This is a genomic window from uncultured Aureimonas sp. (assembly GCF_913775355.1).
Lineage (GTDB): Bacteria > Pseudomonadota > Alphaproteobacteria > Rhizobiales > Rhizobiaceae > Aureimonas.
The window spans coordinates 1-21,816 of sequence record NZ_CAJYIU010000019.1 but is presented as its reverse complement, the minus strand read 5'-3'; the positions used below and the strand labels follow the sequence as shown (position 1 = coordinate 21,816).

Genomic DNA, 21,816 nt, shown 5'->3' with positions numbered 1-21,816 from the left:
ACGCAGAAGGCGGGCCTGCGCTTCAATGCCGTGCGCGCCTTTCTCGGGCCGATCCGGCACCGCAAGAACCTGCGCATCCTGACGGGGGCGCAAGCCGAGCGCATCCGCATCGAGGCGGGGCGGGCGGTCGGCCTCGACCTGCGGCTGGACGGGCGCCCGGCGATCGCGCATGGCGAGGTCGTCCTCTCGGCGGGCGCGATCGGCACGCCGCAACTCCTGCAGCTGTCCGGCATCGGTCCGGGTGAGCTTCTGCGCCGACATGGGATCGACGTCGTCCTCGACCGGCCGGGCGTCGGCGCCAATCTGCAGGACCATCTCCAGATCCGCACCGCCTTCCGCATCGAGGGCGCCCGCACGCTGAACGAATGGCAGGCGACGCTTCTGGGCAAGGCGCAGATCGGGCTGCAATATGCGCTGAAGCGCTCGGGACCGATGGCGATGGCGCCGAGCCAGCTCGGCATCTTCATGAAGTCCGATCCGCGGTTCGAGACCGCCAACATCGAGTTCCACGTCCAGCCGCTCTCGCTCGACCGCTTCGGCGAGCCGCTGCATTCGTTTCCGGCGATCACGGTCTCGGTGTGCAACCTCCGCCCGGAGTCGCGCGGGCACGTCCGCATCACGAGCGCGGACCCGAGCGCCCATCCGGCGATCGCGCCGAACTACCTGTCGACCGCAGGCGACCGGGAGGTGGCGGCCGCCTCGATCCGTGCCGCCCGCCGCCTGATGGCGACAAGGCGTCTGGAGCACCATCGGCCGGAGGAGTTCAAGCCGGGCGCGCATCTCCAGACCGACGCGGATCTGGCGCAGGCCGCCGGCGACATCGCCACGACGATCTTCCACCCTGTCGGCACCGCTCGCATGGGCATCGACGCCGAGGCGGTCGTCGACCCGCAGCTGCGCCTGCGCGGCATCGAGGGCCTGCGCGTCGCCGACTGCTCGATCATGCCGACCATCGTCTCCGGCAACACTCACGCCCCGGCTGTCATGATCGCCGAGAAGGCCAGCGAGATGATCCGCGCGGCGCGCTGAGGGCGGGGCGGAGCGTTCTCTTGCGCGTCAGTTTCGACGGGCCGTTCCGTTCATGAAGGCCAGTGTGTCGTCGAATGAGCGGATGCCGGCATCCGACCCGAGACCGGTCGCGACGAGGGCCGCGGAGGCCTGCGCGAAGGCGAGGGCGGTGGGGACGTCCATCCGGTGGTGAAGCGCGGTGATGAACCCTGCGTCGAAGGCGTCGCCGCAGCCGGTCGTGTCGACGACGTCGATCGCGTAGGCCGGCTGGTGAACCGTCTCGCCCGATGCCGAGACGAAGCAAGCCCCTTCGCCGCCGAGCGTGAACACGCACTGTTGCACGCCTCGGTCGAGGAAGAAGGCGGCGGCATCCCGCACCTCCGTCGAGCCGGAGATTTCGCGGGCTTCCTCGATCGAGGGCATGAAGTAATCGATATGCGGCAGAAGCGGCTCGATCAGCCCGAGCGTCTGGGGCCCGGCGCCAAGCAAGTCGAAGGTCACCGTGCGACCACGGCGCTTCGCCTCGGCCAGAAGCCGGCGGCTCGGTTCGCCATCGAGCTTGGCGAGAAGGCCGGTGCCGCCGAGATGGATGATCGGCGGCGCCAGCACCGTGTCGAGCGCGGCGTCCGTCACCTCGAAATGGTCCGACGCGCCGCGCGCGTGAAGCGCCGGACGGCTTCCGTCGCGGCGGATGTTCAGGATCGTCGCCGATGTCGGGACGCCGGACAACTGCTGCATCGCGGCTGTGTCGACGCCGAAACGCCGCAGCTTCGCCAGCACGAAATCGGCTTTCTCGTCATCCCCGACCGCGCCGACTGCCAGGCAGTTCAGGCCGAGCTTGGCGAGGTCGACGACCGTCCCTCCCGCCGTACCGGCGACCGTCAGCCTGATCTCATCGATGAAGTCCACCTGCCCACCGGGCGGGATCGCGTCGACCGGGCGCCCGAGAACGTCGAGGATGTAGAGACCGATCACGGAGACGTCGTGCGACATGAAGGAGCCTTGAGAGAAGGACAGAAGGTGACGGGGCGGTTCAGCCGCGCTGGCCGAGCGCGAAGATCGTGCCGGCGAGGAGGATGAAGCCGCCGACGATGGCGAGTTGCAGCGTGCTGGGAATGCCGACGAAGATCAGGACGTTGCTGACGAGCGTGATTAGCAACACGCCGAGGAGGGTGCCGACGACGCTGCCCGATCCGCCCGTGATGCGCGCCCCGCCGAGCACGACGGCTGCGATCACGTCGATCTCCATTCCCGCGAGATCGAAGGGGTTGGCCAGCCGGTTCGACGCGACATGGACGACGCCGGCAATGCCCGCCAGCAATCCGGCATAAGCAAAGACGAAGACGCGGACCCGGAACAGGCTGATGCCGAGCCGTTCCGCGATGGCCGGATTGCCGCCGACCGCGAAGATCGCGCGGCCCATCAGCGTCCGCTCGAGGACGAGCCATGTGACGACCGCCGCCGCGAGAAGCACGAGGACGGTTGCCGGCAGGATCGAGATCGCCCCGCCGGGCGCCGTGTGGGTGTAGAGCGACGCGCGGCCGAAGGCGTCCATCGCCGTCGGTATGTTCATGAAGAGCGCCGTGCCGACGAAGGTCAGGAGGAAGCTGCGGACGATGTACTGCGTGCCGATCGTCACGATCAGCGAGGGGGCCCGAAGCGTATGGACGAGAACGCCGTTGGCCGCGCCCAGCAGCGCGCCGCCGGCCGCCGCCAGGACGAAGAAGAGGGCGAGCGGCATGCCCGGAAAATGGTTCGTCGCCAGCATCGTCAGCGCGTACATCATGAGCGCGGCGATCGCGGTGAAGGAGACGTCGATGCCGCCCGCCGCCAGCACGACCAGCACGCCCATCGCGAAAAGACCGCGGACGACCGACGCACGCAGCACATCGAACAGGTTGTTGACCTGGAGGAAGTCGGGGTTCGCGATCGTCACCGCGATGCAGGTGAGGATCACGAGGACGAGCGTGAACAGCTCCGGGCGGCGCACCATGCGCTCCCAGACGCGCGAATGCCATGCCGCCCCGTTCACGGGCGGGCTCGATGCGATGTCGGTCATGGGCGGATGCCTTCTTCGGCCGAGGCGAGCGAGCGGTAGATCGTGTCCTCCGTCCAGGCATCGACGGGGCGCTCGGCCACGATGGCGCCCTGCCGCATCACGGCGATCCGGTCGCAGTTCTGCAGGAGTTCCGGCAGGTCGTCGCTGATGATGATGACGGCCATGCCGCGGTCGGCGAGAGACTGGATGATGCGGAAGATCGTGTCCTTCGATCCGACGTCGACGCCGACGGTCGGTCCGTGCAGGATCAGGAGGCGCGGCTCGATCGTCAGCCAGCGGCCGATCAGGACGCGCTGCTGGTTGCCGCCTGAAAGCGACTGCACGGGAAGGCCGACGTGGGGCGTGGCGACCTGCAGGTCGGCGACCGTCGCCTCCGCGAGCTTGCGTGCGCGGCGTCCGCTGATGATGCCGAGCGCACCCCGCAGCCGATCGAGCACGGGGAGGGTGATGTTGTCCTCGATCGACTTTTCGAGGAACAGGCCCTCCGTCAGCCGGTCCTCGGGCACGTAGCCGATCCCGGCCTCGATCGCCCCGGCGGGCGTGCGCAGTTCGATGACCTCGCCGCCGAGGCGAATCCGTCCGCTCTCGGCGGGACGCACGCCGGCTAGCGCGAGGGCGAGTTCGTTGCGGCCGGAATCGGTCAGGCCGGTGAAACCGAGGATTTCGCCCCTAAGGAGCGAGAAGCCGACATCCCGGAAGGCATCGGCGCCGAGAGCTTCGACCTCCAGCAACGTTTCCCCGAGCTTCGGCTCGGCACGATAGCGCGCTTCGCTGATCTCGCGGCCGGTCATCCAGTGCGTGAATTCGGCCTTGGAATGGGTGGCGACGTCGAGCTCGGCCACCTTGCGGCCATCACGCATGATGATGGCACGCCCGCCGATCGCCTTGCACTCCTCCAGCTTGTGCGTGACGAAGAGGACGGCGACGCCGCCTGCGCGCAGTCGCTCGACGACGCGCAGGAGATTGTCCACCTCCTGGCGCGTGAGCGCCGTGGTCGGCTCGTCCATGATAACGAGGCGCGCGTCCGCGGCCATCGCACGCGCGATGGCGACGAGCTGGCGGATGGCGAGCGGCAGGGTGTCGGTGCGACGGGACAGGAAGTCCCTGTCGGTGGGCAACTGCACCTTGGCGAGGGCGGCGCGCGCGGTCTCGCGCAGGGCACCCATGTCGAGGCGGCGGGCGAGGTGACCGTTTGCGGCCACGAGCTGGCCCGTGAAGGCGACGTTCTCGGCGACGGAGAGATTGGGAAGGAGGGACAGGTCCTGATAGACGGTCTCGATTCCAGCCCGAAGCGCACCGATCGGCCCGATGTCGCCCGCCCGTTCACCGGTCGGCTGGCCGTCCACGAGGATCTGTCCCTCGTCGGCGGCCTGGGCGCCGGAGATGATCTTGATCAGCGTGGACTTGCCGCAGCCGTTCTCGCCCATCAGGTGATAGACGCGCCCGGCCTCGATCACGAGATCGACTGCCTTCAGCGCATGGACGCCGCCGAACGATTTGCGCACGCCCCGGATTTGCAGGAGGGGCGGGGCGGCGTCGGCCACCGGCTGCGCTGATGCGACGGACATGAGGAGATCCCGATGCGGATGGGCTGGCTCCGGGGTCGTCGAACCCCGGAGCGGTCGAATATGGCGGACGCGCGGCTTAGAACGGGTAGTTCTTGTAGGACGCCTTATCGACGTCGACCCAGGCTTCGCCCTCGACGATCACGCCCTTGCCGGGGCCCTTCTTGACCGACACCTTGTTGTATCCCGGCACGCCGAGATCCATCCCGTCGGTGACCTCCTTGCCGTCGAGCACCATGTTGGCGACGACGTTCATCACGTAGCCCGCGTCCTTCGGGTCCCAGAAGAAGATCTGGTCGACGGCGCCGGTGTCGAGATAGGGGCCGGTGTCCTTCGGCAGGCCGAGACCGTAGACGCAGGTCTTGTCCTGAAGGCCGGCTTCCTCGACCGCGCGGCCGATGCCGATGACGTCGATCGCGGACGAGCCCTGGAACCCCTTGATGTCGGGGTAGCGGCGCAGGATTTCCTTGGCCTTCTCGTAAGCCTTGTTGGCGTCGTTGAACGACTCGTTCTTCGCCGCGACGAGCTCCATGCCCGGGTATTTCTTGGCGTTCTCCGCGCCGGCATCGACCCACTGGTTATGCGTCAGGCTGCCGAGCGAGCCGACGAAGCTCGTCCACTTGCCGGACTGGCCCATGCAAGTCGCGAGCTTCTCGTTGATGCGCTCACCGAACGCCTTGTTGTCGAAGGCCTCGATGTCCACCGCCGTGTTCACGAGGCTGTCGCCCTCGTGGGTAATGACCTTGATGCCGCGCTGTTCGGCGCGGCGCAGAACGCCTTCCAGCGCCGACGGGTCCATCGGGACGACGGCGATCGCGGCCACCTTCTTGGCGACGAGATCCTCGATGATGCGGCCTTGCAGGGCGGCGTCGGCCTTTGCCGGACCGACCTGGCTGGCGGCAACGTTCGGGTGCTCGGCGCCGTAGGCGTCGACGCCCTGGTTCATGCGGGTGAACCAGTTCTCGCCCGTCACCTTCACGACGGTGACGATGGACGGCTTGTCCTGCGCCCCGGCCGCGCCGGCGCAGAGGGTCAGGCCGAGTGCCGTGCAGGCGGCGAGTTTCGATAGAGTGGTCATGCAGATCCTCCCATGGGATGTGAACTCAGCGCGGGCCCCGGACCATCTCCCGCCGGAGCGACGCACGCTTCCGGCTGGTCAGCGGCTAGGCCGCAGCCAGGTGCCGAAGTCGAATCTGGCGAAGGCCAGAAGAGCGAGGAGCAGGACGCCCCAGGCGAGGTCTCGAAAGAAGTTCGAGATGTCCATGAAATTGAAGAGGCTTGAGAGGATCTGCAGCGCCGTCGCCGCGAGCAGCACGCAGCCGACCTTGCCGTAGCCACCCTCGGGCTTCACCCCGCCCATGACCGCGATCAGGATCGCGATCAACACGTAGGAGCCGCCGTAGTCCCATTTCACCGAGGCGTTGCGGGCGGCAATCACGACGCCCGCGATGGCCGACAGTACGCCGCTCGCCGTGTAGGTCAGGACGATCATCCGGCGCTCGGCGATGCCGCCGTACCGCGCGGCCTTCGGGTTGCTTCCCAGAAGCATCAGCCGGACGCCGAACGGCGTGAACCGCAACACGAAGGCGATGATCGCGGCGACGACGAGAAAGAGCGCGAAGCAGATTGGAATGCCGAGGATCGGCGAGTTGCCGAAGTCGTCGAGCGGCGGGATGTAGCCGAGGCTGAGCGCCGAGCCATTGGTGAGGTACACCGCGATGCCGGTGAACAGGAGCTGGGTCCCGAGCGTTGCGATCAGCGGCGTCAGCCGGCCGTAGGCGATGACGAGACCATTGGCGAGCCCGCCCACGAGCCCGATCGCCAGCGCGAAGCCGGTGAAGGTCCAAGAGAACAGCTCGGGCGCCTCGTCCGGCAGCAACAGGAGCTTCGCGAGCATCAGTCCGCCGATGCCGGAAAGGTTGGCGAGGGCGATTCCGGACAGGTCGATGCCGCCATTGCCCGAGGTCATCGCGAGCATCACGCCGAAGGCGAGGAGGCCGAGTTCCGGCACCTGGGCGGCCATCGACTGAAGATTGTAGCTGTCGACGAAAGCTGCGCCCGCCAAGACGGCACCAGCCGTCAGCAGAACGACGTTCAGCAGGCCGAGAAAGACGCTCTGCCGGTCAAGCCCGAGAAACAAATCGCACCTCCCGTACGATCGCAAGTCAGAACGCGCTCCGCTCGATGACGAGTCGGTCTCCTCCGCATTCCGTTGTTTGACATCTGTCACCAGCAAGTGGCGAATGTCAATTCGGAGCGCACAGGTCCGTGATCGATACGTTGTGGAGCACCTTTCCAAACCGCCTGGGCGTGCCTCTGCGTTTACGGCCTAACCACGAGTTGCGACGGCGCAGGCCATCGCTACCGCACGAAGCACTTCGCTTCCGCCGTCTGTTAGAATCGAGACTCAAGATCGCGACGGTCCGACCGACGCCTTCGCGGCCGTCGGGCCTGCCTGTCGGTATTTCAGGTTTCCGCCGATCCCCCGCCGCGCGGCGGGATCAGTTCCGCAGGCCCGGCGCTTCCTGGCCGGTTCGCTCGACATACTCGGAATAGCCGCCGCCGTAGAGATGCGGGCCCTCCGGGGTCAGTTCGAGCACGCGGTTCGACAGCGCCGCCAGAAAATGGCGGTCGTGGCTGACGAAAAGCATGGCGCCCTCGAAACGCGAGAGCGCTTCGACCAGCATCTGCTTGGTGGCAATGTCAAGGTGGTTGGTAGGCTCGTCGAGAACGAGAAAATTCGGCGGATCGAAGAGCATCTTCGCCATCACCAGCCGCGCCTTCTCGCCGCCCGAGAGAACCCGGCAGCGCTTCTCGACGTCGTCGCCCGTGAAGCCGAAGCAGCCGGCCAGCGCCCGCAGCGGCGCCTGTCCGGCCTGCGGGAAGTTGTCTTCCAGCGACTGGAGAACGGTGCGATCGCCGTCGAGCACCTCCATCGCATGCTGGGCGAAATAGCCCATCTTCACGCTCGGTCCCCGCGTCACCGATCCCGCGTCCGGCTCGGATGCGCCGGCGATGAGCTTCAGAAGCGTCGACTTGCCGGCCCCGTTCACTCCCATGACGCACCAGCGCTCGCGCCGGCGCACCTGGAAGTCGAGAGCTTCGTAGATCGTGCGGTCGCCGTAGCGCTTGTGGACGCCCTTCACCGTCGCGACGTCCTCGCCGGATCGGGGGGCCGGCAGGAAGTCGAAGCGGACGGTCTGCTGGCGCTTGGGCGGCTCGACGCGCTCGATCTTGTCGAGCTTCTTCACGCGGCTCTGCACCTGCGCGGCGTGACTGGCGCGCGCCTTGAAGCGCTCGATGAAGGCGACCTCCTTCGCCAGCATGGCCTGCTGACGCTCGAACTGCGCCTGCTGCTGCACTTCAGCGATCGCGCGCTGCTGGCGGTAGAACTCGTAGTCGCCGGTGTAGGAGGTCAGCGCGCCGCCGTCGATCTCGATGATCTTGTTGACGATGCGGTTCATGAACTCGCGGTCGTGCGAGGTCATCAGGACCGCGCCGTCGAAGCCTTTGAGAAAGCCTTCCAGCCAGATCAGGCTCTCGATATCCAGATGGTTCGACGGCTCGTCGAGAAGCATGATGTCGGGCTTCATCAAGAGGATCTTGGCGAGCGCCACGCGCATCTTCCAGCCGCCCGAGAGCTTGCCGACATCGCCATCCATCATCGACTGGCTGAAACCGAGACCGTCGAGCACCTCGCGGGCGCGTCCGTCGAGCGCATAGCCGTCGAGTTCGTCGTAGCGCCCCTGCACCTCGCCGTAGCGGGTGATGATCTCGTCCATTTCGTCGGCGCGATCGGGATCGGCCATGGCGGCCTCGAGCTCCGCCATCTCGGCGGCGAGCGCGCTGACCGGCCCGACGCCGTCCATAACCTCGACCACCGCGCTCCGGCCCGCCATGTCGCCGACGTCCTGGCTGAAATAGCCGATGGTGACCCCGCGATCGACCGAGACCTGCCCCTCGTCCGGCAGTTCCTGCCCGGTGATCATGCGGAAGAGCGTCGTCTTGCCGGCTCCGTTCGGTCCGACGAGGCCGATCTTCTCGCCTCGCTGAAGAGCCGCCGACGCTTCGATGAAGACGATCTGCTTGCCGTTCTGCTTGCCGATGCTCTCAAGGCGGATCATGCGAAATTTCCAGACGGGCGTAAGGGGATGGCGCCTCAAACCATTCCGATCCGGGATGCGCAAGAGGCGAGGGCGGTTATCTCCCGAGGCACCGACCCATTCGAACGGCAGGCGGCTCGCTCGATACGGACGCCGCCTGGCGGCCTGCCCGTGGTTTCACCAGCGCGGCGAAGATGGAGGCAGAGAGAATGTTCGACCCGTACCGTCATGAGGCCTATAGGAGCGGCGCAAGACACCGGGAGCCGTCATGACCCTGCCCAACAGCCCAGGCGCGAAGATCGAAGCCATCATCCGTGCGGTGGAGCCCGAACTCGTCGCGATCCGGCGCGACCTCCACGCCCATCCTGAGGTCGGGTTCGAGGTCGAGCGGACCGCAGGCGTTGTCGCCGACCGCCTGCGAGCGATCGGCCTCCAGCCGCGCGAGGGCGTCGGGCGCACGGGCGTCACCGCGCGGATCGATACGGGCCGGCCGGGTCCGCATCTTCTCCTTCGCGCCGACATGGACGCGCTGCCCATCGTCGAGGCGACAGGCCTTCCGTTCGCCAGCGAGGAGGAGGGCAAGATGCACGCGTGCGGGCACGACCTCCACACCGCGACCCTTCTCGGCGCGGCCGAAGCACTTCATCGGCTGCGGGACGAGTTCGCCGGCACCATCACGCTGATGTTCCAGCCCGCCGAGGAAACGCCCGACAGCGGTGCGGCGGCGATGATCGCCGACGGCGTTCTCGACGGCGTCGACATGGCCATCGGCTTTCACAACTATCCCGAAGACGAGGTCGGCTGCTTCACGTTCGTTCCGGGTCTTGCGAACGGCTCGGCGGACGACTTCGAGATCGAGATCCGCGGCCAGTCCGGCCACGCAGCGCGGCCCCAAGCCGCCTGCGACCCGATCGTGGCAGCCGCGACGCTGGTGCTCCAGCTGCAGACCATCGTCTCGCGCGAGGTCGACCCGATGCACCCGGCCGTCCTGACCGTCGGTGCGATCGAGGGTGGCCAGACGCACAACATCATTCCGGACTCCTGCCGTCTGATTGGAACGGTCCGGACGCAGCATCGCGAGAACCGCGACCTCATCGAAGCCGCCATCGCCCGCCTTTGCGAGGGCGTCGAGCGTTCGATGAGGGTGACATGCCGGTTTGACATGGCGCGCGGCGTGCCGTCGTTGACCAACGATCCAAAACTGATCGAGGCGGCCGCGGAAGCGATCGGTGACCATTACGGTCGGCCCATCGAACCCCGTCCGGCCTCGCTCGGCGCCGAGGACTTCGCCTTGATCGGCGAGCGCGTGCCTGCTTTCCAGCTCGGGATCGGCTCCGCCACGCCCGGGCGCGACGATCGCCTGCACAACTCCGACTACCAGCCGGACGAGCGCTCGATTGCCCTCGGTGCCGTCGGTCTTTCGCTGACGGCGCTCCGACTATTGGCACCGCGCTCGGAAGAGGCGGCCTGACCGGACCATCGGCCGACACGGGCGCACTGACGGACGTGAGTCCCTCGGCCTATCGTCCGTCGTGTCAGTCTGCCGGTCAGGCTTCTCGATGACCTTCCACCTCTCGCCTCAACGCGAGGTCGCGGGGTCGGGAGGTACGATCTGGTGACGGAAGGCGAGGAACAGAGCGAGGGCGATGAAGGCGATGCCGCCGCCGACAAGATGCGAGAGCCCGTAGCCGCCCTTCTCGACGAGCCAACCGGCCACGACGTTGGACAGTGAGGCGCCGATGCCCTGGACCGTCATGACCGCCGCGAACCCGACATTGAAGCGCCCGCTCCCCTTGAGGATACGCTCGACGGCAACCGGCGTGACGATCCCGAGGAGACCGGCGCCGATGCCGTCCAGCGCCTGGATCGGGTAGATCGTCCAGAACCCGTCCAGCGTTCCGGCGATGAAGCCACGCAGGGGTAGGGCGAGAAGTCCGATCAGGAAGACGGTCGAGAGGCCGATGCGGCGGATCAGGAACGGGGTGACCGCCGCGACTCCGATCATGGCGAGCTGCGCGACGCCGGTGATGATGGCCGTCGTGCGGAACGGCGTTCCGAGGTCGATCGCGAACTGCTGGGCGATCAGCCGGCCCATCGGTGCATTGCCGAAATGGAAGATCAGGAGGATCACCGCGAGAAGGATCAGCCCCCGGCTCTTCAGAAGAACGCTGAAACCCGACGCATCCTCCTTCGACGCGTTCTCGTCGAGGCCACGGGCCGCCTTGTGATCGATACGAGCGGGATCGATCGACGCGACGGCGGCGAGCGCGCCGAAGGCGGTCGCCACCATGAGCCAGACGATTCCCTGCTGGCCGAAGACCGTAACGATCAGGAAAACGCCGAAGAGCGAGGCGAAGTTGCCGGCATGGTTCCAGAACTCGTTTCGCGCGATCTGAGCCGAGAACATCCGCTCGCCGACAAGGCCGAGCGTGAGCCCTGCGAGGGCCGGACCGACCACCGCGCCGACGACGGCGGTAAGAATTTGCCCGCCCCAGACGAAGGGCGCGCTCGGCACGAGGAGTGTCACAAGTGCCGCTGCGGTCACCAAAACGACGGGAACCGCGATGAGCGTCCGCTTCCAGGTCGAACCATCGACAAGCGCCCCGCACAGCGGGGTTGCCAGAAGACCGATGAGGCCACCTATCGTGGCGATCCAGCCGAGGGTGAGCGTCGACCATCCCTGCGATGCGAGGAATGCGTCAAGGAACGGGCCGAGACCGTCGCGCGCATCCGCGAGGAAGAAGTTGAGGACGGCAAGACCGACCAGCGATCGATCCGAGACAAGACGGGGGTTCCCCGTCGGAGACCCCGCTGCGGCAGCTACCGTCATCACGACCCCTTCACGCGCGATTGATTAGCCGCCGATGAATGCCGATCATGGTGTCTGGTTCCGAACGACCGTTGCGAAGGTCAGCGTTTCGGGTTCGCCGCCGCCGTGCCGTCTCTTGTCTGCGTCGCGTAAGGGCCGGTTACAACTCTGCCGCCACCGCGTCGACCGCATCGGCCGTCTTCGCGACGATCATGTCCGCTTCCTCTCGCGTCAGGCAGAAGGGCGGCGCGAAGCCGAGGATGTCGCCTTCAGGCATGGCGCGGGCGATGACGCCCCGCTCCAGGAGCGCGGCCGAGATGCGAGGGCCGATCTTCGCGGCCGGATCGAAGAAGCGGCGGTCGTCGCGGTCGGCCACGAACTCGACAGCTGCCAGCAATCCTTCGCCGCGGACTTCGCCGACATGGCGGTGGTTTCCGAGAGCAGCTTCGAGGCCCGAGCGGAAGTGAGCGCCGACCTCGCGGACGTTCGCGAGGAGGTCCAACTCGTCGATGAGGTTCAGGTTGGCAACCCCGGCGGCGGCGCAGAGCGGATGGGCCGAATAGGTCCAGCCGTGGCCGATGGGCCCGAGTTCGTCGGAGCCCTGCACGAGGACGTTCCAGAGCGTCTCCGAGACGATCGTGCCCGACAGCGGCGCATAGGCGGAGGTCAGGCCCTTGGCGATGGTGATGAGGTCCGGCCTCATGCCGTAATGACCCGAGCCGAACATCGTGCCGAGGCGTCCGAAGCCCGTCACGACCTCGTCCGCGATGAGCATGACGTCGTAGCGGGCCAGAACCGCCTGCACCTTCTCCCAGTACCCAGCGGGCGGGGGCACGATGCCGCCCGTGCCGAGTACCGGCTCGCCGATCAGAGCGGCGACCGTTTCGGGACCTTCAGCAAGGATCATCTCTTCCAGCCTGTCGGCGCAGAACTGGGAGAACTGTTCCTCGCTCATGGAGCGGTCCGGGCGGCGGAAGTTGTACGGCGCTTCCGTGTGCAGGATCGGCGCGCGCGGCAGATCGAAGGCGTTGTGGAAGAGCTTCAGGCCCGTGAGCGATCCGGTCATCACGCCCGACCCGTGATAGCCGCGCCAGCGCGAGATGATCTTCTTCTTCTCGGGGCGGCCGAGGATGTTGTTGGCGTACCAGACGAGCTTGATGTTGGTCTCGTTGGCATCGGAGCCCGACAGGCCGAAATAGACCCGGCTCATGCCGGCCGGTGCCCGGTCGATGATCATCTTGGCCAGCCGGATCGAGGGCTCCGAACCATGCCCGACATAGGCGTGATAGTAGGGAAGCGCCTTCGCCTGCTCGGCGATCGCCTCTGCGATCTCGGGGCGCCCGTAGCCGACATTGACGCAGTAGAGGCCGGCGAAGGCGTCGAGGCTCTCGCGCCCGTTGCGATCGACGATGGTGCAGCCCTTGGCGCCGGTGATGACGCGCGTCGGCGTCTCGCCACGCGCGTGCATGCCCATGTGGGTCGAGGGGTGGAAGACGTGGTCGCGGTCGTAGGCGGTGAGTTCGTTGGACGGGTCGAGCATGACGGCTCTCCTTCTCTGGGGATGGGTCAGCCGCGATCGAGGCAGACGTACTGGAGGTCGGTGAAGGCTTCGAGCCCGTGGCGCGCCCCCTCGCGCCCGAGGCCGGACTGCTTGGTCCCCCCGAACGGGATGGGCGCGCCGGTGATCTTCACGCGGTTCACGGCGACCATGCCGTAGTCGAGCGCGGCGCTCATGCGCGCGGCACGCGGCCCGTCGCGCGTGACGAGGTAGGCGACGAGGCCGTATTCGGTATCGTTGGCGCGGGTGAGGATTTCCGCTTCCGTATCGAAGGCCGCGAGCGCGGCAACCGGGCCGAAGGTCTCCTCGCGCATGATCGCGGCGTCCGCCGGGACATCCGCCAGCACCGTCGGTTCGTAGAACAGGGGTCCGGCGGGGTGACGGGCGCCGCCGCACAGGAGGCGGGCGCCCCGGGCCAGCGCGTCGGCCACGTGCGCCTCGCATTTGGCGACGGCGCGCTCGTGCATCAGCGGCCCGATTTCGGCACCGTCCACGAGCCCGGCGGCGACCTTCAGCGAGCCTGCGCGCCGCGCGAACGCCTCGGCGAAGGCGTCGAAGACGCGGCGTTCCACGAAGATGCGGTTGGCGGCGAGGCAGTCCTGGCCGGAGGTCGCGAACTTGGCGTCGATCGCGATCTCCACCGCGCGGTCGAGATCGGCGTCGGCGAAGACGATCAGCGGCGCGTGCCCGCCGAGTTCCATCACCAGCCGCTTCATGGTCGGGGCGCACTGTGCGGCGACGAGACGGCCGACGGCGGTGGAGCCCGTGAAGCTCATAGCCCGCACGCGCGCGTCGGCGCACAGGCGCCCGACGATCGTCGCCGCGTCTCCGGTCACGACGTTGAGGACGCCGGCGGGCAGTCCGGCGCGGCTCGCCAGTTCGGCGAGGGCCAAGGCCGACAGCGGCGTCTCGGAAGAAGGGTGGGCGACGGCCGTGCAGCCGGCGGCGAGAGCGGCGGCCGCCTTGCGCGTCAGCATGGCCGACGGGAAGTTCCAGGGCGTGACCAGCCCGGCGATGCCGACGGGGCGCCGTGTCAGGCGCATCTCGGCGCCCACAAGATGCGAGGCGACGCTCTCGACGCACACCCGCTTCGCCTCCTCCGCGTAGTAGGCGACGAACGAGGCGGCGTAGTCGATCTCGCCGCGCGCCTCGGCCAGCGGCTTGCCCTGTTCGAGACTCATCAGGATGGCCAGGTCCTCGCGCGCCGCTACGATCCCGTCGTGCCAGCCCAGAAGGGCCGCCGACCGCTCCTGCGGCAGGAGCGCCGCCCAGGCGGGAAAGGCCGCCGCCGCCGCGTCGATCGCCGCTCCCGCCTGATCGGCGCCGAGCGAGGCGACATGGGCGAGGACGCGTCCGTCGGCCGGGTCGGTCACGGCAAAGCGTGCCTTTCCCGCAACCCAGCGCCCGTCGACGAAGGCGTCCTCACGGACGAGCCCTCGGTCGGCGAGGCGTCCCAGACCTTCGTGCAGCGTGGTTCGGGCGGGATGGGCGTTCATCGCGGACCTCCGTCGGGTGCCTCGAGACGCTACGCGCTGCGGTTGGAGGATCGGTCCGAACTTGTCGGGCGAAGGAGAGGGACGGTCTCATTTTCCCTCGATTGGCAGAGGATTCCTCTTGCGCGGTCAGGGGCCGTCCGGTGCGAAGAGGGAGGCCGGCGCGTCGACCGCATCCTTCACGACCTTGGTGACGACGTAGGTGAAATAGCGATGGATGCCGATCTCACGCTCCAGCCATCCGTCGATCAGCCGCTGGTAGGCTTCGACGTCGCGAGCCGCGACCTTCACGACGTAGTCGATGCCGCCGCCCGTCGACCAGCAGGACACGACCTCGGGCGCCGCCCGCATCGCCCGCTCGAACCGGTCGAAGTCCGCCTGGCGGTGACCGCCGAGCGTCACCTCGACGATGACCGTGGTGACCGGCGCCACCAGCCGCCAGTCGATCCGCGCATGGTAGCCGGCGACGATGCCAGCCTTCTCCAGCCGCTTCAGCCGCACCCAGCACGGGGTCGCCGACAGGCCGACGCGCTCGGCGAGCGCGGTCTTGGCGATACGGCCCTCACGCTGGATCTCGGCGAGAATCCGGATGTCCGTCGGGTCGAGCGGGTGCATGGCGTCTCGAAAAGAATGAGCGGTCGGCCGCCGACGGGTCGGCAGCCCCTTGTCGAGTGTCATGATTTCAGGAAACGTACTCTCATGACAATGTGGTTCATCGATCAGGACGCCTTGAAGCGTCCCGTCTATCTGTCGCTGGCCGACCAGATCAACCGCGCGATCTCCGACGGGCGGCTGGCGGACGGAGCGCGCCTGCCGCCGCACCGCGTGCTGGCCGACAGCCTGAGGGTCTCCGTCCAGACCGTCAGCCGGGCCTACGAGGAACTGATCCGGCGCGGCCTGCTGTCGGGCGAGACCGGGCGCGGCACCTTCGTGCGGCGCGAGGAGCCGGTGGGGCAGTTGCCCTACATCCCCGAGCGGCTCGGCGAGGTCATCGACCTGTCGATCCTCAAGCCGGTCTGCGAGACGATGCACCTCGACCGGATGAAGGCGGCGCTGGCCGACCTGTCGACCGACCTTCCGCCGAGCGTCGCCCTGTCGTTCCGGCCCAACGTGATCTTCCCTCGGCACCGGGCAGTGGCGTCGGACTGGCTGCGCCTGTGCGGCCTGGACGTGCCCCCGCACAACATCTGCCTCACGAACGGGGCGACGGCCGGCATGACGATCGCCTTGATGAGCGTGGCGCAGACCGGCGGCGTCGTCGCGACGGAGGCGATCGGCCACCACACGCTGACGCCGCTCGCCGCCTATCTCGGGCTGAAACTCGCCGCCGTCGAGATCGACGACGACGGGATCGTTCCGCAGGCCCTCGACGCGCTGTGCCGGTCGGAAGGGGTGCGCGCCGTGTTCGTCCAGCCCTCGGGCATCAATCCGACGGCCGTCGTGATGAGCGCGGGGCGGCGCGAGGCGATCGCGGCGGTGGCGCGGGCGCACGACCTCGCCATCATCGAGAACGACGGCCTCGGGCCTCTGGTCGAGGATCGCCCGCCGCCGCTCGCCGCGTTCGCGCCCGAGCGCACCCTCTACGTCACGAGCTTCACCAAGATCGTGATGCCGGGCCTTCGCACCGGCTATCTCGCCGTGCCCGACCGGATGCTCGCCGCCGTGTCCAACCGCCATCTCGTCACCAACTGGATCGCGACGCCGCTGATCGCCGAGATCGCGACGCGCTGGGTCGCGGACGGCACGACCATCGACCTCGTGCGCTGGCAGCGCGGGGCGCTGCGCCGGCGGCAGGCGGTGGCGGCCGAGATGCTGGCGGGCGTCCCCTACCGCTCGCACGCCCAGGCCCTTCATGCCTGGATCCCGCTGGAAAGCCGCGCGGCCGAAGACCTCTTCGTCGCGCAGGCGCGGCTGCGCGGCGTCGCCGTCGCGCCGGGCAAGTCGTTCCAGACCGGCGCCGTCGAGCAACCGGCCGTGCGCATCTCGCTCGGCTCCACCACCGAGGAGGAACTGCGCGCGGGTCTTCGCATCGTGACCAACCTCATTCACAGCGACCCGGAGCCGCTGCTGCTGGCGATCTAGGCAGGATGTGCCGCAAGGTCCGGCAATGATCTGATAATTGTCATGATATTATGTTCCAAATTGACATGATTTAGGTGGAGGATCATCGTCGGGGCATCGAACGGAACCCAAGAAGGGGACGCCGTGACCGCACCGATCATCCAGCTACAGGACGTATCGAAGCGCTTCGGCGAGCTGACCGTGCTCGACAAGCTATCCTTCGATGTCGCGCCCGGCGAGAAGCTCGCGCTGATCGGCCCGTCCGGTTCGGGCAAGACGACGATCCTGCGCCTCCTGATGACGCTGGAGGAGCCGACGGACGGCCTCGTTCTCGTGGACGGCGAGCCGCTGTTCCACCAGCGCCGGGGCGACGCGCTGGTGAGGGCCGACGAGCGGCACCTCCACCGGATGCGCACGAAGATCGGCATGGTCTTCCAGCACTTCAACCTGTTTCCCCACAAGTCGGTCTGCGAGAACGTCTGCCTCGCGCCGGTGCTGACGCAGGGCGTGAAGCCGGCGGAGGCCAGGCGCCGCGCGATGGAGCTTCTCGACATGGTGGGCCTGTCGACCAAGGCCGATGCCATGCCGGCTCAGCTCTCCGGCGGCCAGAAGCAGCGCGTGGCGATCGCCCGCGCGCTGGCGCTCAAGCCCCGGATCATGCTGTTCGACGAGGTCACCTCGGCGCTCGACCCCGAACTGGTCGAGGAGGTGCTGAACGTCATGCACATGCTCGCCCGCGAGACCGACATGACCATGCTTCTCGTCACCCACGAGATGGGCTTCGCTCACGACTTCGCCGACCGCGTCCTGTTCTTCGACCGGGGGCGGATCGTCGAGGAAGGGCCGCCCGACGAGATCTTCAAGAGTCCCCGGCAGGAGCGCACCCAGGCCTTTCTCCGAAAGGTCGTCGCGGCCGGGCATCGCGTCTGAATCCACGTCAGAAGAGGGAACAGTCCATGCGCTTCGATCGCCTTACCCGTCCCCTGCTGCTCGGCGCGACGCTGAGTCTGATCCTCGGCACCGCCTCGGTCCCGGCAGCCGAGTTGGAGGCCCTGAAGGAGCAGGGCTTCGCCCGCATCGCCATCGGCAACGAGCCGCCCTTCACCGCGGTGAAGGCCGACGGCACCGTGTCGGGCGCCGCCCCCGACGTCGCGCGCGCCGTGTTCAAGCGGCTGGGCGTCGAGGACGTCGTCGCCTCGATCTCCGAATACGGCGCGATGATCCCAGGCCTGCAGGCACGCCGTTTCGACGCGGTCACGGCCGGTCTCTTCATGAAGCCCGAGCGCTGTGGCGCGGTGAGCTATTCCGAGCCGATCCTGTGCGATGCCGAGGCCTTCGCGCTGAAGGCCGGCAATCCCCTGAACCTCAAGAGCTACAAGGACGTCGCGGACAATCCGAACGCCAGGATCGGCGCGCCGGGCGGCGGTACGGAGGAGCGTCTCGCGCTCGAAGCCGGCGTGCCGCGGGACCGGGTCGTCGTGGTGCCGGACACGCAGAGCGGCATCACCATGCTGCAGCAGGGTCGCATCGACGTCTATTCGCTGCCCGTCCTGTCGATCAACGCGGCCGTGAAGACGGCCAACGACCCGCAGATCGAGGTCGTGGCGCCCGTCCAGGGCGCGCCGGTCTATTGCGACGGCGCCGCCTTCCGCAAGCAGGACACGGCGCTGCGCGACGCCTTCGACAAGGAACTGGCGGCCATCAAGGCGTCGGGCGAGTTCGCCCAGATCATCGAGCCCTACGGCTTCTCGGCCGCCGCCGCGATGTCGACGACGCGCGAGAAGCTGTGCGCCGCGTAGTGACCTGACGAACGCGCGGGCGGCGGGGCGACGATCCCGCCGTCCCCGCTGGCAAGGCGATCATGGACATCTGGCTCGGCTATCTCACGCTCATCCTGCAAGGGGCGCTCGTCACGGTGCAGCTCACCGTCTACGGCTGCGCCTTCGCATTGGTGATGGCGTTCCTGGCGGGGCTCGGACGGGCGTCCGCCATCCCTCCCGTGAAGTGGCTGTCGGTCGCCTATATCGAATTCTTCCGTGGCACCTCGATCTTCGTCCAGCTCTTCTGGGCCTATTACGTGCTGCCGCTGATGGGGCTGGAGCTTTCGCCCCTGCAGGCGGGGGCGCTGGCGCTGGGGCTCAATGTCGGCGCCTACGGCGCGGAGGTGGTGCGCGGCGCCGTGCAGGCGATCGGGCGCGAACAGCGCGAGGCCTGCGTCGCGCTCAATCTCACCCGCGCCCAGTCTCTGCGTCACGTGATCCTGCCTCAGGCCCTGGTGATCATGCTGCCGACCTTCGGCAACAACGCGATCGAACTCCTGAAGGCGACGGCGATCGTCTCACTCGTCTCGCTGGGAGACATGACCTTCCAGGCGCAGGTCGTCCGGTCGCAGACCGGTTCGACAGCCTTTCCGTTTCTGACGGTCCTCGTTCTCTATTTCTTGATGTCCTCGGCGATCACGCTCTTCGTCCGCACTCTGGAGCGCCGCATGTCTCGTGGCTTCGAGGGGACACGCGCCTGATGGAGTGGGACTGGGATTTCGTCTGGCAGATCCTGCCGCAACTGATCGACGGCGCGAGGATCACGGTCCTCGCCACGCTGCTCGTCTTCGCCTTCGCCGCGGTGTTCGGCCTCCTGATCGCCATTCTCAGGCGATCGAGAAACCGCGTCCTGTCCTGGCCGACGGCGACCCTTTGCCGAGTTCGTCCGAGGCACACCGCTTCTCGTGCAGCTGTATTTCCTGTTCTACATCCTGCCCGACCTAGGGGTCACCCTCTCGCCGCTGACAGCGGGCGTGATCGGTCTCGGCGTCCACTACGGGACCTACACGGCCGAGGTCTATCGCGCGGGCATCGACAATGTCGCGCGCGGACAATGGGAGGCGGCCAAGGCTTGCAATCTCACGACGGCGCAGACGTGGCGGCACATCGTCCTGCCGCAGGCGATCAAGCCGATGGTGCCGGCGCTCGCCAACTACTTCATCGCCATGTTCAAGGAGACGCCACTCCTGTCGGCGATTACCGTCCTCCAGCTGATGAACCAGGCGCGTTCGATCGCCAACTACAACTACCGCTACATCGAGCCGATCACGATGGTGGGGGCGTTCTTCCTCGTCATCAGTCTCGTCTCCGTCGTCGCCATCCGCCTGATGCAGCGACTTGGGGCCGGCTCAGCCGCTTCGGCTCCGCCCGGCCCGAAACCGTGAGGCCGTCATGACGCCCTCCGTCCTGTCCCTGCCGCTCGCCTTCGACGCACGCGCCATCGAAAAGCGGGTCGGGCTGATCCTTCTGTCGACCGACCATTCGACGGAAGCGGACTTCGCCCGCCTCGTCGCCGGGCCCCGCGTCGGCCTTTTCGCGACGCGCGTCGAATACGCCAATCCCGTGACGCACGAGAACCTGCGCCGCATGGAGCCGCGCCTCGGCGCGGCGGCGGCACTTCTCCTGCCGGACGAACCGCTCGATGCGATCTGCTTCTCCTGCACCTCCGCCTCCGTTGCGATCGGCGATGCGGCCGTGGAGGCGGCGATCGCAGCCGCCAAGCCCGGTGTGCCCGTCGTCACCCCGCCGGGCGCGGCAGCTCGAGCCCTTTCGCAGTTCGGGGCGCGGCGCATCAGCCTCCTGACGCCCTACACCGTCGAGACGACGTCCGGTATCGCCGATTACTTCGAAGCGCGCGGCTTCGATCTCGCGTCCGTCATCTGTCTCGAACTCGAGGACGACCGCGATATGGCCCGCATTTCGACGGCCTCGCTGATCGAAGCGGCCGTCGCGGCGACGCACGGTGAGGCCGAGGCGCTCTTCGTTTCCTGCACGGCCCTGCGATCGGCTCTCATCGTGGCTGACGTCGAGGCGCGGATCGGCCGGCCTGTCGTTGCCAGCAACCAGGCGACCGCCTGGGCCTGCCTCGGTCTCTGCGGGGTCGCCCCCGAGCCGGGGCTGAACGCCGGGCGCCTTTTCGACATGCCCTTCCAACTGGCGACCTAAACCGATGTCGGTCGTGCCCCTCACCGAGATCCAACTGGCCGCCGAAAGAATCCGTCCGGCAGTGCTGCGGACGGCCCTCGAGCCGTCGCCCGGCCTGTCGCGGCTGGCGGGCGTGCCCGTCCATCTGAAGATGGAGCATCGCCAGCGCATCGGCGCCTTCAAGCTGCGGGGCGCCACGAATGCCGTGCTTTCGCTTGCCTCAGGCACGCGGGGCGTGGTCGCGGCCTCCACCGGAAATCATGGCCGTGCGCTTGCGTTTGCCGCGCGACAGGCGGGGCTCACCTGCACCATCTGCCTCTCCCGCCTCGTGCCCGCCAACAAGATCGCGGCGATCGAAGCGCTCGGTGCACGCGTTCACGTCCGAGGCGCCGGCCAGGACGACGCGCAGCGCGAGGCGGATCGTCTTGCTGCCGACGAAGGGCTCATCGGGGTGCCACCCTTCGACCATCCCGCTATCGTGGCCGGGCAGGGCACGATCGGGCTGGAGATCGTCGAGGACCTGCCGGATGTCGAAACCGTCATCGTCCCTCTGTCCGGCGGCGGCCTGATCGCCGGCGTGGCCGCGGCGGTGAAGGCGCTTTCGCCGCGAGCCCGCATCGTCGGCGTGTCCATGGAGCGCGGAGCCGCGATGGCCAAGAGCCTCGAGGCCGGTCGTCCGATCGAGGTTGAGGAGCGGCCGACGCTGGCCGACTCGCTTGGCGGCGGCATCGGTCTCGCCAACCGCTGGACTTTCGAGGCCGCGAAACGACTGGTGGACGAGGTGCTGCTGGTCACCGAGTCCGAGATCGCCGCCGGCATCCGTCACATCTACCGGGAGGAGCGCGAGGTCGTGGAGGGGGCAGCAGCTGTCGGCGTCTCCGCAATCCTGTCCGGCCGCGTTCGACCGCGAGGACCGACGGTCGTCATCCTGACGGGCCGCAACATCGACCCGGCCCTCCACCTCCGCATCCTGAACGGCGCGGACGCGCTGGAGGTGGCCGTCTGATGCCGACGATCCGCATCCTGACCGAAGCCGACCTGCGCGCGCTCGTACCGCTCGATCTCGCGGCCGTCGGCTGCGTCGAGGACGGCTTCGCCGCGCTCGCGACGAAGCCCGTCGCCATGCCTCCGATCCTGCGGCTCGACATCCCCGCGAATCGCGGCGAGGTGGACGTCACGTCCACCTCGCCGCGAT

18 protein-coding genes and 2 pseudogenes are annotated in these 21,816 nt (G+C 67.9%); 10 read left to right on the top strand and 10 right to left on the bottom strand.

Translation table 11 applies throughout. From position 1 onward, the window contains the following. Positions 1 to 1,029 (top strand): GMC oxidoreductase (locus QZ753_RS01465; RefSeq protein ID WP_294640561.1); only part of this gene is annotated, 1,029 nt, incomplete at its 5' end. Positions 1,030 to 1,056: 27 nt separating this feature from the next. Here QZ753_RS01465 and QZ753_RS01460 read toward each other — a convergent pair. The 6 genes from QZ753_RS01460 to QZ753_RS01435 all read right to left on the bottom strand — a co-directional run bounded on the left by QZ753_RS01460 (position 1,057) and on the right by QZ753_RS01435 (position 8,756). Continuing rightward, positions 1,057 to 2,001: a carbohydrate kinase family protein gene (locus QZ753_RS01460; protein ID WP_294640559.1), complete on the bottom strand. Its 945-nt coding sequence runs from the start codon at positions 1,999 to 2,001 to the stop codon at positions 1,057 to 1,059. Between the two features lie 40 nt (positions 2,002 to 2,041). Continuing rightward, positions 2,042 to 3,067 carry an ABC transporter permease gene (locus QZ753_RS01455; RefSeq protein ID WP_294640557.1) on the bottom strand — a complete coding sequence of 342 codons (1,026 nt, stop codon included), beginning with the start codon at positions 3,065 to 3,067 and terminating at the stop codon, positions 2,042 to 2,044. Beyond that, on the bottom strand, positions 3,064 to 4,635 hold the full coding sequence (locus tag QZ753_RS01450; RefSeq protein ID WP_294640555.1) for a sugar ABC transporter ATP-binding protein: 1,572 nt from the start codon (positions 4,633 to 4,635) through the stop codon (positions 3,064 to 3,066). The genes QZ753_RS01455 and QZ753_RS01450 overlap by 4 nt, the downstream gene beginning before the upstream one ends. A 76-nt stretch (positions 4,636 to 4,711) precedes the next feature. Continuing rightward, a complete protein-coding gene (locus tag QZ753_RS01445) occupies positions 4,712 to 5,710 on the bottom strand; it encodes a substrate-binding domain-containing protein (protein WP_294640554.1) in 999 nt (332 codons plus the stop codon). Positions 5,711 to 5,788: 78 nt separating this feature from the next. Further along, on the bottom strand, positions 5,789 to 6,772 hold the full coding sequence (locus QZ753_RS01440; protein WP_294640552.1) for an ABC transporter permease: 984 nt from the start codon (positions 6,770 to 6,772) through the stop codon (positions 5,789 to 5,791). Positions 6,773 to 7,133: 361 nt separating this feature from the next. Beyond that, complete coding sequence (locus QZ753_RS01435) at positions 7,134 to 8,756, bottom strand: ABC-F family ATP-binding cassette domain-containing protein (protein WP_294640549.1); 1,623 nt, start codon at positions 8,754 to 8,756, stop codon at positions 7,134 to 7,136. A 247-nt stretch (positions 8,757 to 9,003) separates the two neighbouring features. Here QZ753_RS01435 and QZ753_RS01430 point away from each other — a divergent pair, with 247 nt between their 5' ends. Continuing rightward, positions 9,004 to 10,206, top strand: coding sequence for a M20 family metallopeptidase (locus QZ753_RS01430; RefSeq protein ID WP_294640547.1), 1,203 nt, complete (start codon positions 9,004 to 9,006; stop codon positions 10,204 to 10,206). Between the two features lie 108 nt (positions 10,207 to 10,314). Here the strand turns inward: QZ753_RS01430 and QZ753_RS01425 are convergent, their stop codons facing one another. The 4 genes from QZ753_RS01425 to QZ753_RS01410 all read right to left on the bottom strand — a co-directional run bounded on the left by QZ753_RS01425 (position 10,315) and on the right by QZ753_RS01410 (position 15,210). Further along, the gene (locus QZ753_RS01425; RefSeq protein WP_294640544.1) at positions 10,315 to 11,565 is read right to left on the bottom strand and encodes an MFS transporter; all 1,251 of its coding nucleotides are present in this window, start codon (positions 11,563 to 11,565) and stop codon (positions 10,315 to 10,317) included. Between the two features lie 139 nt (positions 11,566 to 11,704). Continuing rightward, positions 11,705 to 13,084, bottom strand: coding sequence for an aspartate aminotransferase family protein (locus QZ753_RS01420; protein WP_294640542.1), 1,380 nt, complete (start codon positions 13,082 to 13,084; stop codon positions 11,705 to 11,707). Positions 13,085 to 13,110: 26 nt separating this feature from the next. Next, positions 13,111 to 14,598, bottom strand: coding sequence for an NAD-dependent succinate-semialdehyde dehydrogenase (locus tag QZ753_RS01415; RefSeq protein ID WP_294640540.1), 1,488 nt, complete (start codon positions 14,596 to 14,598; stop codon positions 13,111 to 13,113). A 126-nt stretch (positions 14,599 to 14,724) separates the two neighbouring features. Continuing rightward, a complete protein-coding gene (locus QZ753_RS01410) occupies positions 14,725 to 15,210 on the bottom strand; it encodes an Lrp/AsnC family transcriptional regulator (RefSeq protein WP_294640538.1) in 486 nt (161 codons plus the stop codon). An 84-nt stretch (positions 15,211 to 15,294) separates the two neighbouring features. On the opposite strand from QZ753_RS01410, the gene QZ753_RS01405 reads away from it, so the two are divergent. From QZ753_RS01405 to QZ753_RS01370, 8 genes and pseudogenes are all read left to right on the top strand, one after another. After that, positions 15,295 to 16,677 carry a PLP-dependent aminotransferase family protein gene (locus QZ753_RS01405; protein ID WP_294640536.1) on the top strand — a complete coding sequence of 461 codons (1,383 nt, stop codon included), beginning with the start codon at positions 15,295 to 15,297 and terminating at the stop codon, positions 16,675 to 16,677. Between the two features lie 123 nt (positions 16,678 to 16,800). Then, positions 16,801 to 17,586 carry an ectoine/hydroxyectoine ABC transporter ATP-binding protein EhuA gene (ehuA, locus tag QZ753_RS01400; RefSeq protein ID WP_294640534.1) on the top strand — a complete coding sequence of 262 codons (786 nt, stop codon included), beginning with the start codon at positions 16,801 to 16,803 and terminating at the stop codon, positions 17,584 to 17,586. A 26-nt stretch (positions 17,587 to 17,612) separates the two neighbouring features. Beyond that, positions 17,613 to 18,455 (top strand): ectoine/hydroxyectoine ABC transporter substrate-binding protein EhuB, encoded by an 843-nt coding sequence (ehuB, locus tag QZ753_RS01395; RefSeq protein ID WP_294640532.1) that lies wholly within the window; start codon positions 17,613 to 17,615, stop codon positions 18,453 to 18,455. Positions 18,456 to 18,517: 62 nt separating this feature from the next. Then, on the top strand, positions 18,518 to 19,177 hold the full coding sequence (gene ehuC, locus QZ753_RS01390; RefSeq protein WP_294640531.1) for an ectoine/hydroxyectoine ABC transporter permease subunit EhuC: 660 nt from the start codon (positions 18,518 to 18,520) through the stop codon (positions 19,175 to 19,177). Continuing rightward, positions 19,177 to 19,861 (top strand): annotated as a pseudogene (ehuD, locus tag QZ753_RS01385) (ectoine/hydroxyectoine ABC transporter permease subunit EhuD). Before ehuC ends, ehuD begins: the two are co-directional and overlap by 1 nt. A gap of 7 nt (positions 19,862 to 19,868) precedes the next feature. Beyond that, on the top strand, positions 19,869 to 20,642 hold the full coding sequence (gene eutA, locus QZ753_RS01380) for an ectoine utilization protein EutA (RefSeq protein WP_294640529.1): 774 nt from the start codon (positions 19,869 to 19,871) through the stop codon (positions 20,640 to 20,642). 4 nt (positions 20,643 to 20,646) lie between these two features. Next, complete coding sequence (eutB, locus tag QZ753_RS01375) at positions 20,647 to 21,627, top strand: hydroxyectoine utilization dehydratase EutB (RefSeq protein WP_294640527.1); 981 nt, start codon at positions 20,647 to 20,649, stop codon at positions 21,625 to 21,627. Then, positions 21,627 to 21,816 (top strand): annotated as a pseudogene (locus QZ753_RS01370) (ornithine cyclodeaminase family protein); the annotation flags it as partial. The gene eutB and the pseudogene QZ753_RS01370, both read left to right, overlap by 1 nt.